General features: G+C 64.5%; 12 protein-coding genes and 1 pseudogene. 12 read left to right on the top strand and 1 reads right to left on the bottom strand.

Annotated features, from left to right (window positions below; translation table 11 throughout):
• Nucleotides 1-4: 4 nt before the first annotated feature.
• The 11 genes and pseudogenes from ACFXS9_RS40200 (at nucleotide 5) to ACFXS9_RS40150 (ending at nucleotide 11031) form a co-directional block, all read left to right on the top strand.
• On the top strand, nucleotides 5-823 hold the full coding sequence (locus tag ACFXS9_RS40200) for an FAD binding domain-containing protein (protein WP_392698936.1): 819 nt from the start codon (nucleotides 5-7) through the stop codon (nucleotides 821-823).
• Nucleotides 824-829: 6 nt separating this feature from the next.
• The gene (locus ACFXS9_RS40195) at nucleotides 830-1309 is read left to right on the top strand and encodes a (2Fe-2S)-binding protein (protein ID WP_392698934.1); all 480 of its coding nucleotides are present in this window, start codon (nucleotides 830-832) and stop codon (nucleotides 1307-1309) included.
• Nucleotides 1310-1319: 10 nt separating this feature from the next.
• Nucleotides 1320-2897 (top strand): xanthine dehydrogenase family protein molybdopterin-binding subunit, encoded by a 1578-nt coding sequence (locus ACFXS9_RS40190; protein ID WP_392698933.1) that lies wholly within the window; start codon nucleotides 1320-1322, stop codon nucleotides 2895-2897.
• A 2-nt stretch (nucleotides 2898-2899) separates the two neighbouring features.
• Nucleotides 2900-3922 carry a xanthine dehydrogenase family protein molybdopterin-binding subunit gene (locus ACFXS9_RS40185; RefSeq protein ID WP_392698932.1) on the top strand — a complete coding sequence of 341 codons (1023 nt, stop codon included), beginning with the start codon at nucleotides 2900-2902 and terminating at the stop codon, nucleotides 3920-3922.
• A gap of 8 nt (nucleotides 3923-3930) precedes the next feature.
• Nucleotides 3931-4812 (top strand): AAA family ATPase, encoded by an 882-nt coding sequence (locus ACFXS9_RS40180; protein WP_392698930.1) that lies wholly within the window; start codon nucleotides 3931-3933, stop codon nucleotides 4810-4812.
• On the top strand, nucleotides 4809-5927 hold the full coding sequence (locus ACFXS9_RS40175; RefSeq protein ID WP_392698929.1) for a VWA domain-containing protein: 1119 nt from the start codon (nucleotides 4809-4811) through the stop codon (nucleotides 5925-5927). The genes ACFXS9_RS40180 and ACFXS9_RS40175 overlap by 4 nt, the downstream gene beginning before the upstream one ends.
• The gene (locus ACFXS9_RS40170; protein ID WP_392698928.1) at nucleotides 5924-6814 is read left to right on the top strand and encodes an amidohydrolase family protein; all 891 of its coding nucleotides are present in this window, start codon (nucleotides 5924-5926) and stop codon (nucleotides 6812-6814) included. The genes ACFXS9_RS40175 and ACFXS9_RS40170 overlap by 4 nt, the downstream gene beginning before the upstream one ends.
• Nucleotides 6815-6859: 45 nt before the next feature.
• Nucleotides 6860-7708 (top strand): MBL fold metallo-hydrolase, encoded by an 849-nt coding sequence (locus ACFXS9_RS40165; protein WP_392698927.1) that lies wholly within the window; start codon nucleotides 6860-6862, stop codon nucleotides 7706-7708.
• Between the two features lie 19 nt (nucleotides 7709-7727).
• Nucleotides 7728-9304, top strand: a pseudogene (locus ACFXS9_RS40160) (isochorismatase family protein).
• Nucleotides 9305-9317: 13 nt separating this feature from the next.
• Nucleotides 9318-9944, top strand: a complete 627-nt coding sequence (locus ACFXS9_RS40155; protein WP_392698925.1) for an FMN-dependent NADH-azoreductase — start codon at nucleotides 9318-9320, stop codon at nucleotides 9942-9944.
• Between the two features lie 73 nt (nucleotides 9945-10017).
• The gene (locus ACFXS9_RS40150) at nucleotides 10018-11031 is read left to right on the top strand and encodes an NAD(P)-dependent alcohol dehydrogenase (RefSeq protein ID WP_392698924.1); all 1014 of its coding nucleotides are present in this window, start codon (nucleotides 10018-10020) and stop codon (nucleotides 11029-11031) included.
• Between the two features lie 33 nt (nucleotides 11032-11064).
• On the opposite strand, the gene ACFXS9_RS40145 is transcribed toward ACFXS9_RS40150, so the two are convergent.
• On the bottom strand, nucleotides 11065-11967 hold the full coding sequence (locus tag ACFXS9_RS40145; protein ID WP_392698923.1) for a DUF2066 domain-containing protein: 903 nt from the start codon (nucleotides 11965-11967) through the stop codon (nucleotides 11065-11067).
• A 487-nt stretch (nucleotides 11968-12454) separates the two neighbouring features.
• On the opposite strand from ACFXS9_RS40145, the gene ACFXS9_RS40140 reads away from it, so the two are divergent.
• The gene (locus ACFXS9_RS40140; protein WP_392698922.1) at nucleotides 12455-13534 is read left to right on the top strand and encodes an efflux RND transporter periplasmic adaptor subunit; all 1080 of its coding nucleotides are present in this window, start codon (nucleotides 12455-12457) and stop codon (nucleotides 13532-13534) included.
• Nucleotides 13535-13558 lie beyond the last annotated feature (24 nt).

Here is a 13558-nt window from a genome sequence, read left to right as displayed (position 1 = left end):
AGCCATGCCCGTCACGGTGAAGACATTCGCGAATTTTGGCGAGGCGGCGTCGGCATTGTCGTCCGACCGCAACGCGCGCTATCTCGGCGGCGGCACGCTCGTCATGCGCGCCCTCAACGAGGGCGATGTCTCGATCTCGACCGTCGTGCGCGCGACCGACCTGGCGCTGACCCGCATCGACGTCGCAAGCTCGCGCGTCACGATCGGTGCCGGCGTCACCTTTGCGAGAATTCTGGCCGAGCGCGAACTCGCCTTTCTGCACGCGCCGGCGCGTTCGATCGGCGGGCCGGCCGTGCGCAACATGGGTACGGTGGGCGGCAATCTGTTCGCGCCCAGCCCCTACGGCGACTTCACCGTCGCCCTGCTGGCGCTCGACGCGACCGTCTCCGTCCAGGGCGGTCTTGGCGCTCGCGACATGCCCATCGAAGAATTCCTGCAATCTCGCGAACGGCAGAGCGGCGCGCTGGTGCTGGCAATCGCGTGTCAGCGGCCTGCAAGTGCCGAGGCCTTCCGCTATCGCAAGATCGCCCGTATCAAGCCGAAGGGCGGCTCGGTGATCACGCTGGCGGCGCACCTGCCTTCGAGCGGCGGCCGCATTTCAGGTGCGCGCATTGCGCTCGGCTCGATGGCCGCGACGCAAATTCGTGCCAGGGCCGCCGAGCGGGCGCTGGAGGGACGTTCGCTTGACGATGCGGCGATCAACGCTGCTGCGGCGGTAGCCGCCGAAGGCGTGTCACCCACAGATAATGCCCTTGGCAGCGCCTGGTATCGCCGCGAGATCATCGGCGTTCATCTTCGCCGCCTGTTGTCCGGCCTGGAGTAAGCCTTCATGACCAAGACCGCCCTGCAATTTCGTCACAATGGCCGCGACGTCGCGCTATTCGTCGACGGCGGCGTCAATCTCCTGGTCGCGCTCCGCGAGTTGATCGGCGACATGACGCCAAAGTTCGGCTGCGGCCAGGGCGGTTGCGGCGCCTGCAGCGTGCTGATCGACGGCGAGCTGCATCTCTCCTGCCTGACGCTGGCAGAAACCGTGAACGGTCGCGCCGTCGAAACGCTCGACGGGCTGAAGGACGGTCCCAACCTGCATCCGCTGCAGCGCGCCTTCATGGAACAATTCGCGGCGCAGTGCGGATACTGCACGCCGGGCATGCTGATGGCCGCGAAGGCGCTGCTCGATCGCAACCCTTCGCCGACCCGCGCCGAGGTCATCGAGGCGATCTCAGGCAACATCTGCCGCTGCACCGGCTACGAGCCGATCATCAATGCCGTCCTCACCGCCGCCACGAGCGGACGCGCCCGCGCCTAAAGGAACGACCATGCTGGAACTGCGCAAGGACATCTTCGCCGACGAGCGCGACGATAATTTGAAAGAGATCGGAAAAGGCACGCAGCGCCAGGACATGCTCGGCCATGTCACGGGCACCTCGACCTATTTCGACGACCATAAGCTGCAGGGCATGCTGCATCTGAAGGTGCTGCGCAGCCCACACGCCCATGCCCGCCTGCGCCGCATCGATACGATGGAAGCGGAACGATCGCCCGGCGTTCGGCGCATCATTCGCGGAGCCGACGTGCCGCGCAATCTCAATACGCTGCTCAGTCTGATCAACTTCGGCAAGGACGACGAGCCGTCGCTCGCGGTCGACAAGGTGCGCTACAAGGGCGAGCCGATCGTTGCCGTCGTCGCCGACAGCCCGCGTGAAGCCTTTGAGGCAATGGCGAAACTGCGCGTCGACTACGAGCCATTGCCGGCGGTGTTCGACGTCGAGGAGGCGCTGAAACCAGGCGCGCCCGTCGTCAACGAGACTTACCCCAAGAACACATTCGTCTACCACGACGTCTACGATCACCAGAAGCTGCGCTTCGGCGACGTCGAGCGCGGCTTTGCCGAGGCCGACCATGTGCTCGAGCAGCGCTATCAGATGTCGCCGATCGAGCATGCACCGACCGAGACCAACGGCTCGATCGCAGCCCCCGATACCAACGGCCGCTATGTCGTCTATACCTCGACGCAGGCGCTGTTCTTCTCGCTCGATACCTGCGCCAAGATCCTCGACGTCCCCTCCAACACCTTCCACTTCATCGGAGGAACGGTCGGCGGCGGATTCGGAGGCAAGGTGGATACGCTCACGGAGCCGCTTGCCATTCTCGGCGCGATGCTGACCGGGCGCCCGGTGCGCTATCAGCTCGGCCGCGAAGAGGAGATGCAATTCGGCTCACCGCGCGGCGCCGAGCGCATCTACATCAAGGACGGCGTGATGCGCGACGGTCGTATCGTCGCGCGCAAGATCCGCGCCTACTTCGACAGCGGTGCCTATACAAGACTTTCAAGCTACGCCGTCGTCAAATGCGTGGCTCATCTGCCCGGCCCCTACACGATCCCGAACGTCCATGGCGACGTGTATTGCGTATTCACCAACCGGACGCCTGCTACCGCCATGCGCGGTTTCGGCGTCACGGCAATGGACTTTGCGCTCGAATGCCAGATGGACAAGCTCGCGCATCTCGTCGGCATCGATCCGATGGAGTTCCGCATCCTCAACGCCTATCGCGACGGCGACATGAAGGCGCACCGGCGCGAGGCCAAGAACACCGCCCTGATCGAATGCGTCCAGGTCGCGGCCGAAAAGGCCAAATGGCCGCTTCGCGAAGAGGTCAAGCGGATGTCGTCGCGCAAGGATGGCGGCGGCAGCCGGGCGGTAGTGTCGCCGACGCCGATCGAGCCCGCGCCGCAACGCGCCGCGGTTTCACAGCAGCGGACCACCTATGATCGCGCGCCCCCTGCACCGATCCATGAACCGCCGCCTCCTGCACCGCCCCCTCCCCCAAGGCCGCCGTCGCCGTCGCATGGCGCCACCCGTTTCTCTTCCGTCTTCGGCACCAGGAGGCGCTGACCATGGCAAAGCATCGCGGACGCGGCATCGCCTCGATCAACTATCCGATCGGCATGAACCTTGGCGGCGACCCCAGCCAGGCGCTGGTGCATTCCAACCCCAGCGGCAAGTTCACGGTGTCGCTGTCCTCGATTGATCTCGGCCAGGGCATGAAGTCGGTGACGCGGCAGATCTGCGCCGAGACGCTCGGCGTGCCGGTCGAGGACGTCTATGTCGATACCGCCGATTCCGACACCGGACCCCATTGCATGGGCTCGTTCGCCTCGCGCGGCACGCATCGGGTCGGCAATGCGGTGATGGCGGCGGCGAAAGAGGCGCGCGGCGTCATGATGGAGGCTGCTGCGGAGGAGTTGGAGGTCAATGCCGCCGATCTCGAGACCGACGGGCGCGGCAACATCCACGTCAAGGGCGCGCCGCATCGCTCGATCTCCACCAAGGATGTCGCGATCGCTGCGCAGTTCAAGCAGGGCAAGACGATCTCAGGCCGCGGCATCTTTCTGGTGCCGCTATCCGAGGTGAACCCCGAAACCGGCGAAATGTCGCCTGCGACTTGCTATGCGCACGCCTGCCTGGTCGCCGAGGTCGAGGTCGACGACGAGACCGGCGAGGTCGCGATGGTACGCATGGACAGCGCGTATGAGTTGGGACGCGCGCTCAATCCGCGGCTGGTGGAGCAGCAGCTCGTCGGCGGCGCGTGGATGGGGATCAGCCACGCGCTGTTTGAAACACCCGAACCCTATTATCCCGACCCGGCGCATGGTCCGCGCGATTTCGTCGAATATCTGATGCCCGGCCCCGGCGACACCTGCCCGCACGATATCGCGGTGCTGGAACGCCCTGCGGCCGACGGGCCGTTCGGCGCCAAAGGCCCCGGCGAGATGTGCGCCAACCCGGTGCTGCCGGCGGTCGCCAACGCCATCTTCAACGCGGTCGGCGTGCGGATGGATGAATTGCCGATCACGCCTGAAAAAGTCTTGCGGGCCATCAGGGCACAGGGCGGCGCGCGGCCGCAGGCGAGGCGCTGAGGTCAGGCATGACGGTTCGCGGCAACATCGTCGGCATCGACAGCCCGGAGGCGCTGGAACGTGCCTTGCGCACGGCATATTACTTGGCCGACGAGGGCCTCGCGACCGCAGCCTATCTCGCGCTTGCGCTCGGCAAGCCGTTGCTGCTTGAGGGCGCACCGGGTGTCGGCAAGACCGAAGCGGCGAAGGCGATCGCCGCCGTGCTCGGCCGCCGCCTGATCCGGCTGCAATGCTACGAGGGCATCGACGCATCAGCCGCGCTCTACGAGTGGAACTATCCGCGCCAGATGCTCGCGATCCGCCAGGCGGGCGAGGAAAGCATCGATATCTATGGCGAGACTTTTCTGATCGAACGGCCGATGCTGGCCGCCTTGCGCGCGCCCGACTCCACCGTGCTGCTGATCGACGAAATCGACCGCGCCGACCAGGAGTTCGAGGCGTTCCTGCTCGAATTCCTCTCCGACTTCCAGATTTCGATTCCTGAACGCGGCACGGTCCGCGCGACGGAACGTCCCGTCGTGGTGCTGACGTCGAACCGCACCCGCGACCTGCACGAGGCGCTCCGCCGCCGCTGCGTCTATCACTGGATCGAATATCCCACTGCAGAGCGTGAGGCACGCATCGTGATGATGCGGGCTTCGAGCGTCGCCGAATCCACCGCACGCGCCGTCGTCGCCGCCGTCGGCAAGCTGCGGCGCGAACCGCTCAGCAAGGCGCCTGGAATCGCCGAGGCGGTGGACTGGGCCGAAGCCGCCACACTGCTGCACGCGCGCGGCGCCCGCTGGCCGGACGCGTTCAAGCGCTCGATTGGCGTCGCATTGAAGGACGAGGAGGATCTCACCTTCATCTCCGGCCGGCTCGACGCCCTTATTGCGGAGGCTGCCGCGTGAGCGACGAACGTCAATTGCCACGTGCTGCCGGCGTCTTCGTGTCCTTTGTCGCTCTATTGCGCGCCAACGGCTTTGCGGTGGCGCCGGAACAGACGACTACGTTCCTGGCCGCCATCGAGTTGCTGGGTCCGCGCAGCCTCGAAGCCATTCGGCAGGCCGGATTGGCAACGCTCGCGCCGCCACCCGAGCGGCGCGCGACCTACGATCGGCTGTTCGACATCCATTTCCTCGGCAGCGAGGCGATCGATCGTGCGGGCGCCGAAGATGAGGAAGTGGTTCGCCTGCAGGAGGAAGGACGCGGCGAGGACGAAACATTGCTGGCCGATGAAGCCAACGAATCCGGGCTTGCCGCCGCGCGCGCGGAAGCGCTGGTCGAACGCCGCTTCGCGCCGGGCGCGACCGCCGATGTCTTGCGAAAACTGTCGCGCGAGGCGCCTGCGCGGCTGCCACGGCGCCGCGGCCACCGGCGCCGGCGCGCCCGGCGCGGTCCCTGGGCCGATCTGCGGCGAACCTTGCGCGAGAGCGTGCGCAACGATGGCGAAGTGCTGCGGCTCGGCCGTCTCAAACGACGCGCCCGGCCGCGCAAGATGCTGCTGCTGATCGACGTCTCCGGCTCGATGAAGGAGCGTACCGACGACAACATGAAGCTCGCGCACGTCCTGGTGCACGCCATCCCTCACGTCGAGGTATTCACCTTCGGCACAAGGCTCACCCGCGTGACGCGCGCGCTCCGTCTCAAACGCCGCGAGCAGGCGCTGTTCGCCGCCGCGCATCTGGTCAGCGATTGGGACGGCGGCACCCGCATCGGCGATGCGCTGCAGGCGTTCCTGGCGGTACCGCGGTTCGGCAGCTATGCGCGCGGCGCCGCCGTCGTCATCCTCTCCGACGGCCTCGAACGTGGCGATCCCTCGGCGCTACGCGACGCCGTCGCCAAATTGTCGCGAAGCGCCTGGCGCCTGAGCTGGCTGACGCCCCTGGCGTCAGGCCCCGGCTTTCAGCCGCAGACCGAAGCGCTGATCGCGATCCGCCGTTTTGTGGATGATCTGGTCGATGGCGGATCCACGGCTGCGATCGTTTCGCATGTACTCTCGCTTGGACAAAGGAAGGCCGCGTGACCGATATCGTCGATGCCCATCACCACATCTGGCGTCAGGCCGACCTGCCCTGGCTCATCGGCCCGATGCAGCCGCGCATCTTCGGCCCCTACGAGCCGATCCGGCGCGACTATCCAATTCAGGAATATCTCGCTGACCTCGCCGGCTCTGGCGTAACGCGTTCGGTCTATGTACAGACCAACTGGGCCAATGATCGTTTCGAGGATGAAACGGCCTGGGTGCAAGAGACCGCCAAGGACCATGGCTGGCCGCACGCCATCGTCTCCTACGCCGATTTCAACGTCGACGATGTCCGCCCGCAACTCGACCGTTTGGCCCGCTATCCCCTTGTGCGGGGCGTGCGCATGCAACTGCACTGGCACGACAACCCCCTCTATCGTTTTGCCGCGCGGCCCGACCTCTGCGCCGATCCCAAGATCCGGCGCAATATCGCGCGACTTGCCGACTACGCCTTCAGCTTCGATCTGCAGGTGTTCGCGCCACAGATGGCCGATGCGGCAAGCCTTGCTGAAGCCTGTCCCGATGTAACCTTCATCCTGCAGCACGCCGGCATGCTGGAAGACCTTTCGCCGCAGGGCCGGTCCGCCTGGCGCACCGGTATGAGCCGGCTCGCCTCTTGTCCAAACGTCGTCTCAAAACTGTCCGGCCTCGGCACTTTCATCCACCGCAACGATCCCGCTCATATCGCCGAGGTCCTCACGGAGACGGTCGCGATCTTCGGCGCCGAGCGCTGCCTGTTCGGCTCGAATTTTCCAATCGAGAAGCTTTGGACCAGCTATCGCGAACTGATCGACGCCTATCTCGCCGCGACCGCCTCGCTTGCCGCGGATCAGCGCGATGCAATTCTGCGAACGACTGCCACGCGTGTCTACCGGCTTGACCGATGACGGCGCACGCGGATCAGGCGATTAAAGGAACGTGGGAGGGAACATATGCCGCTTGAAATCAAGATCCTCGACTATGGGGATATCGAACTGGAATCGAGCTTTCTGGTGCTCGGCCGCGATTGCGGCCGCACCCGCCGCGTCCTGACGCTCGGCTTCCTGATCGTCGGCGGCCCCTATCCGGTCGTGGTCGACACCGGCTACCGTTCCAACCAGATCATGGAAACGCTGGGCATGCGTGGCCTGCAATACCACGAGAACATGATCGAGAACCAGCTCGCGCGCCACGGCGTGCGCATGGGCGACGTCCGCTTCGTCTGCCACACTCATCTGCATATCGACCACGCCGGCAAGGACGATTTGTTTCCGATGAACACGACGGTCGTGCTCAACCGCAAGGAGCTGGAATACTCCGTTTCCGGGTTGATGCATCCGCAATATCCGGCGCCCGATATCAAGCACCTGATCGACCGCCTGCACACCAAGAGCGCGCTGCGTTTCCTCGATCTCGAGGTGACCGGCCCGATTGAACTGATGCCGGGCGTCTATTGCGATGCCGCCAACGCCCACACCGAAGGCTCGATGAACATCCACGTTCATACCGCCGACGGCATCGCCACCATCTGCGGCGATGTGATCTACGACTTCAACGACCAGATCGTCACGCCCTTCCATGAGATTCACGACTGGGAACCGCGCACAACAGGCAATCACGGTACCAGCAAGCGGGCGGAGAAGGCGGCCATCAAAAAGCTCCTGAGCAATTCGCGCTACCTGCTCCCGGTCCACGACCGGCCGGCCAAGATCGAAGGCGGCATGGTGGTGGGCCGGCTGCACGACCAGGTGCCTGGGCCGGTGGTGCAGAGTCTGCCGCAACGCAATTGGTTTCCGGCCTGAGCGCTGAAAGGACGGACCGATGACGCATGTCACGCTGCGCCCGGAATTCGAAACGTTGATCGACCCCTATGCGCCGGTCGGCCAGGTCGGCACCGGTTTCGAATTCACGGAAGGGCCGATCTGGCATCCGATTCATCAGTATCTGCTGTTTTCGGATATGCCGGCCGACGTGCGCCGGCGGTGGGATGCGAAGCGCGGTGTCGTCGAGGTCAAGCGCCCCTCCAACAAATGCAACGGCATGACGTATGACGCCGGGCTCAATTTGATCGTCTGCGAGCACGCCACCTCGTCATTGATCCGCGAGCGCTCCGACGGAAGGCGCGAGGTGATTGCCTCGCATTTCGAGAATCAGGAGCTCAACAGCCCGAACGACGTCTGCGTGCATTCGAGCGGCGCGATCTATTTCAGCGATCCCTGGTACGGCCGCATGCCGGTCTACGGCGTCGAGCGGCCGCGCCAGCTCGGGTTTCAGGGCGTTTTTCGCGTGCCGCCCGGCGGGGCCCACCGAAACTCGTGGTCGATCGGCACATGTTCGATCAGCCGAACGGCCTTTGTTTCTCGCCCGACGAGCGCCTGCTTTACGTCAACGACACCACGCAGGCGCTGATCCGCGTCTTCGACGTCGAAACTGATGGCTCGCTCGCCAACGCGCGCGTCTTCGCCAGCGGCATCCGTTCCGAGCTCGAGCCCGGCCTGCCCGACGGCATGAAGTGCGACCAGCGCGGCAATGTCTGGGTCACGGCGCCCGGCGGTGTCTGGGTCTATTCGCCATCAGGCGAGTTGCTCGGCAAGGTGCGCGTGCCCGAACTCGTCGCCAATCTCACCTGGGGCGGACCCGAGTTTCGCACGCTCTATCTGACCGCCACCCATTCGGTCTATGCGATTCCGGTCAAGGCCGGACCGCGCCACGAGCCCTATATGAGCGGGCGAGCTTCAACTGGTCCTGATACCGTTTCCGCCGCACCTGCGTCACCTCAATTGGCCGGCGGCGACATGCAGCTCGATCCGCGCCGCTGCGCCATGATCATTCAGGATTTGCAGAACGATGTGATCATGGAGGGCGGTGCGTTCGCCGATTCCGGCTCGCCCGTCCATGCGCGCCAGCAGCGGGTGGTCGACAATGTCCGCCGCCTTGCCGAGGCCGCGCGGGCGCGGGGCGTCGTCATCATCCATGTCTGGTTCATCGTCGAACCGGGCGCGCCCGGCGTCACGCTCAACGCGCCGCTGTTCGAAGGCCTGGTCGATAGCGGCGCAATGGTGCGCGGAAGCTGGGGCGCCGCACCGGTGCCGGGGCTTGAGCCGCGCGCCGGCGATTTCGTGGTCGAGAAGATGCGCATGAGCGCCTGGGAAGGCACGAGGCTGGAAACCATCCTCAAGGCGACCGGCCGCGACATGATCATCAACACCGGCGCCTGGACCAACATGTCGATCGAGCACACCGCCCGCACCGGCGCCGACAAGGGCTACTTCATGATCGTGCCGGAAGACTGCTGCTCGACCATGAACGCCGACTGGCATAACGCCTCCATCAATTTTGCCATGCAGAACGTCGCCGTCGTCACCAACGCCGACGCGGTCATCCGGGGACTGGGATGACCAGGGCCCGGCCATGCCAAAACTCTTTCACCTGAGCTGCTCGCCGCGTGCGGACTCGGAATCTTCCGCGGGCGCGCGCGTCTTTGTCGACCGCTTCCGCCAGGCACGCCCCGACTGGGACGTCGACGTGATGAACCTGTGGCGGGATCACCTGCCGGAATTCGAAGGCTACGTACTGGAGGCCAAATATGCCCGCATCAATGAGCGGGCCTTCACAGATTCACAACGCGACGCCTTTGCGGTCGCCGAGCGCATCGCCATCCGCTTTGCACTCGCCGACCGCGTGCTGATCTCGACGCCGATGTGGAATTTTGGCATTCCCTATAGGCTGAAACAATGGATCGACGTGATCACGCAGCCCGGGCTGGCGTTCCGCTTCGACCCGGCGCAAGGCTATTTGCCTTTGTTCAAGGACCGGCCGACAATCATCATTCTCGCAAGCGGCAGCGACTTCGTCACCGGCATGAATCGCGGCCGCATCGACATGGCGACGCCCTACCTGCGTGAGGCGCTGCGGTTCATCGGCGTCAGCGATGTGCGTTTCGTGCCGATCGGACCAACGACGGGGCCGCTCGAACCGATCCAGGCGGCTCGCGAAGGCGCGCATCGGCGGCTGGCCGAGATGGCCGCGCGATTCTGACTGGCAAGGTTGGCGGAACCGGAACATTTGCGGCAATATGGCGCTCACCGGACCGCGCCGAAGGAGATCTCCGTTGAAGTGCTACGAACTACAGGGACCGAGCGGAATCGATGGACTTGCCCTCGTGGACAAGCCTGTGCCGGAGCCCGGCGACGGCCAGGTGCTGGTTCGGCTTAGGGCGGCAACGCTGAACTATCGCGATCTCATTACGGTCAAGGGCGGTTACGGCTCGCGTCAGAAGTTTCCACTCGTGCCGGTTTCGGACGGTGCAGGCGTCATCGAGCGGGTCGGCCCGGGCGTGCGGGAATTCGCAGCCGGCGACCGCGTCATCGGCAGCTTCTTCGAAAGCTGGATCGGCGGCGAACCGAGCGAAGCAAAAATGCGCTCAGCCCTCGGCGGCGCGGTCGACGGCGTCCTTTGCGAGTATCGCGTCTTTCCGAAGCACGCGCTGGTCCGAACGCCGGAGCACCTCACCGACATCGAAGCCGCCGCGCTTCCCTGCGCCGGGCTCACGGCCTGGAGCGCGGTCGTCAAGCTCGGCGGTGTGAAGCCCGGTCAAACCGTTCTGACGCAGGGGACCGGCGGCGTGTCCCTGTTCGCAGTTCAGTTCGCCAAAATGTGCGGCGCGCGCGTCATCGCAACCTCATCCAGCGACGCGAAGATCGAACGCCTCAAGCAGCTCGGTGCAGACTTTACCTTGAACTACAAGACGACGCCCGACTGGGGGAAGAAAGCTCGCGAGTGGAGCGGTCACGGCGTCGACCTGGTCGTGGAGGTCGGCGGGGTCGGCACGCTGAACGAATCGATCCGGGCGACCAGGATCGGCGGCACGATCGCATTTATCGGCGTGCTCGCCGGCCCGCCGCCGTCCGACCTGCGGTTACCCTTGATGGTCATGCAACAGCAGCGGTTGCAGGGCGTCACCGTCGGATCGGTCGAGGATCTCCAGGCGATGGTGGATGCGATCACCACCAACGACATGAAGCCGGTGATCGACAGAACGTTCAGTTTCGATCAGGTCAGCGACGCTTTTGCGCACATGGAGAGCGGCGCGCATTTCGGCAAAGTGGCGATCGAGATCGGGTGAAGCTCCATCTCGCTAACCCGCGGCCCAATTCCGTCAGCGTCGGGCGCGGCCGCCTGGATCGCCGTTGTCTGATAAAATCTGGGCCGCGCCGCCGATGCCACGTCGGAACGCCTCATCGAAAGTCACGCCGCGGATTTGCCAGCGGTGCGTCCGACCTTGCCAGTCCATTCGCCAACGCGTGACCCACCCAAGCTCGCGATCATTCCAGACCAGATGTCCGACCAAAGCGAGTTCGCCACCCTGCTCGGTCGCAAGCGGCGCCAGAGTCGATGATGGCGCGGTCTCGAGCTTCGCGCCTTCGAGGCCCGATTTCGCCAACGCAGCCATGCTGGGCAGCACGATGTTCATCCCGCGCCTGTAGGCGGCTGCGAGCAACGCGTCGCGCTGCAAATCGGACTGAGCTCCGTCCGCTGTGACGATAAAGTTCCTCGGGCCGTTCTCCATCCCGACAAAGACGGCCAGGCGCGGCCGATGCGAAAGCCACGGCTTGAGACCAAGCGCCTTGAGAATGTCGTCGATTTTCTTTTCCTCGAAGTCGACCGTCAGGTCGTAGGGCCGATCACGGGTGCCCTGCTCGTCACGAATAGGCTTACCCAAAAACTGGTCGCGATAACTGAATGCCCTGACGAAGCTTTTCACGTTCGATTTGTACGCCGCCAATCGACGGTCGCCTGCTAGTTTCTGTGCGCCGGATACCTTGATCAGGACGTCCTCCAGACAGGAGGCAAAGCCGATGATGCGGTTGGCCTCGTCCTGTCCCGTGACGACGGTCTGCGCCCGATACAGATCAGCTCCCGCCGCCGCCATCGCGCTCGCGCACCAAACCAGGGCTACAAGGAGTATGCCAAACCATATCAAAACAGGCTGGCGTCTTGTCATAGGCAGATCAACCACGATGAGGCTTCCGCGATTCCTCAAGCTCTTGTCCTGGAACATTGGCAAATGCGAGCGCCAGAAGTATCGTTCTAAGAAAGCCCTCCCCGCTGGTGGGCCCTCAACCCTAGCATTATGTCTTCTTGCGCCGAAAAACATACGCGCGGGTCCAATGACCGGGTTCCGACTGCAAGATTTTGCCGGGTTTTGAGGCCATTTCAGGATCATAGGCGTCCACGCAGGGATCCGCGATGCTGACGGCCGCAATTGGCGGCGCGACGTATACAACTCTTGCTGGTTCCAAGAATTGCTTCTATCGCCATTAGGCTTTAGATTTCCGCAATTCGCTCGTCGAAAACGCGGCGCCGCCTGGCGCGCGCGAGAGCTGAACGTGATCTACAACCGAGCTGGGGTCGCCGCCTCACGAAAAAGGCTGAGGGCTCGACCGCTGCTATGGCGAGACATGTAGATCGGCTGTAAGAGAGACCGCCCGCGCGAGAACGATGTCGCCCGCGCGGAAGCTGCAGCGAGCAGCCGGATGGAATGAACGATGCGCGAAGACAAGAGCAAATTGCTGAGATCGCTGACCATCGATCGCAGCGCCAACAAGGTGGAACGACCGAAGAGCCGCTGGTTGCCGATCTCGGCGGCCGTTGCCGCCTGCGTCGTCGTCGCATTCGCGGCCTTTGCCGCCTTCGAGTTGCGCAGGCAGGACCAGCCCAAAGAGGCGACATCGCAAAACGCACCGCAGCCTGCCTCACAGCCGCAAGCGCAGCAGTCTCAGCAGCCCGCAACGAATGGCAAGGCGGCCGGCAGCCTGGCGGCTTCCGGCTATGTGGTGGCGCGCCGCAAGGCAACCGTTGCGGCCGAGATTACCGGCAAGGTGGTCGAGGTCTTCACCGACGAAGGCAGGACGGTGGCCGAAGGGCAAGTCGTCGCGCGGCTCGACAGCGTGCTGGCTGAAAGGGACTATGAACTGGCGCGCTCGCGTGTCGAGACCGCCGATGCCGCCGTCGCCGCGATCACCGCCGATCTTGAGGATGCGACCCGGATCATGTCGCGGGTACAGACCTTGTCGCAGAAGAACTTTGCCACCGAGGCCGATCTGACCAAGGCGCAGGCTCGCGTCGGTGTCCTCAGCGCGCAATTGCGCCAGGCGCAGTCGCAACTCGAGACCGCCAGGATCGACGCCAAGCGCAGCGGCTCGATGCTCGACAAGCACCAAATCCGCGCGCCGTTTGCCGGCGTCGTCATCGACCGCAGCGCGCAACCCGGCGAGATGATTTCACCGATGTCGGTCGGCGGCTACACCCGCACCGGCATCTGCACCATCGTCGACATGGATCCGATCGAAATCGAGGTCGACGTCAACGAGGCCTTCATCGGCCGCGTCACCCCCGGCGGTCCCGTGAATGCGGTGCTTGATGCCTATCCGGACTGGACCATTCCCGCCTCGGTCATCGCGATCGTGCCGACTGCAAACCGCGAGAAGGCCACGGTGAAGGTCCGTATTCGCTTCGAAAAGAAGGACCCGCGCATCCTGCCCGATATGGCGGTGAAGGTGAATTTTATGCGCGAAGCCAAGGCAAACGACAAGGCCAACGGCGCCGCCGAAGCCGCCGCCAACTAGCGCCAGCAGGATTTCCGACAGGAG

The organism is Bradyrhizobium sp. RDI18 (genome assembly GCF_043203335.1).
Lineage (GTDB): Bacteria > Pseudomonadota > Alphaproteobacteria > Rhizobiales > Xanthobacteraceae > Bradyrhizobium > Bradyrhizobium retamae.
This window is presented reverse-complemented; position numbering and strand designations above follow the sequence as displayed.

Coding starts and splice junctions, on each gene's coding strand:
- ACFXS9_RS40200 (WP_392698936.1), top strand. CDS start 5: ATGCCCGTCACGGTGAAGACATTCGCGAATTTTGGCGAGGCGGCGTCG.
- ACFXS9_RS40195 (WP_392698934.1), top strand. CDS start 830: ATGACCAAGACCGCCCTGCAATTTCGTCACAATGGCCGCGACGTCGCG.
- ACFXS9_RS40190 (WP_392698933.1), top strand. CDS start 1,320: ATGCTGGAACTGCGCAAGGACATCTTCGCCGACGAGCGCGACGATAAT.
- ACFXS9_RS40185 (WP_392698932.1), top strand. CDS start 2,900: ATGGCAAAGCATCGCGGACGCGGCATCGCCTCGATCAACTATCCGATC.
- ACFXS9_RS40180 (WP_392698930.1), top strand. CDS start 3,931: ATGACGGTTCGCGGCAACATCGTCGGCATCGACAGCCCGGAGGCGCTG.
- ACFXS9_RS40165 (WP_392698927.1), top strand. CDS start 6,860: ATGCCGCTTGAAATCAAGATCCTCGACTATGGGGATATCGAACTGGAA.
- ACFXS9_RS40155 (WP_392698925.1), top strand. CDS start 9,318: ATGCCAAAACTCTTTCACCTGAGCTGCTCGCCGCGTGCGGACTCGGAA.
- ACFXS9_RS40145 (WP_392698923.1), bottom strand. CDS start 11,967: ATGTTCCAGGACAAGAGCTTGAGGAATCGCGGAAGCCTCATCGTGGTT.
- ACFXS9_RS40140 (WP_392698922.1), top strand. CDS start 12,455: ATGCGCGAAGACAAGAGCAAATTGCTGAGATCGCTGACCATCGATCGC.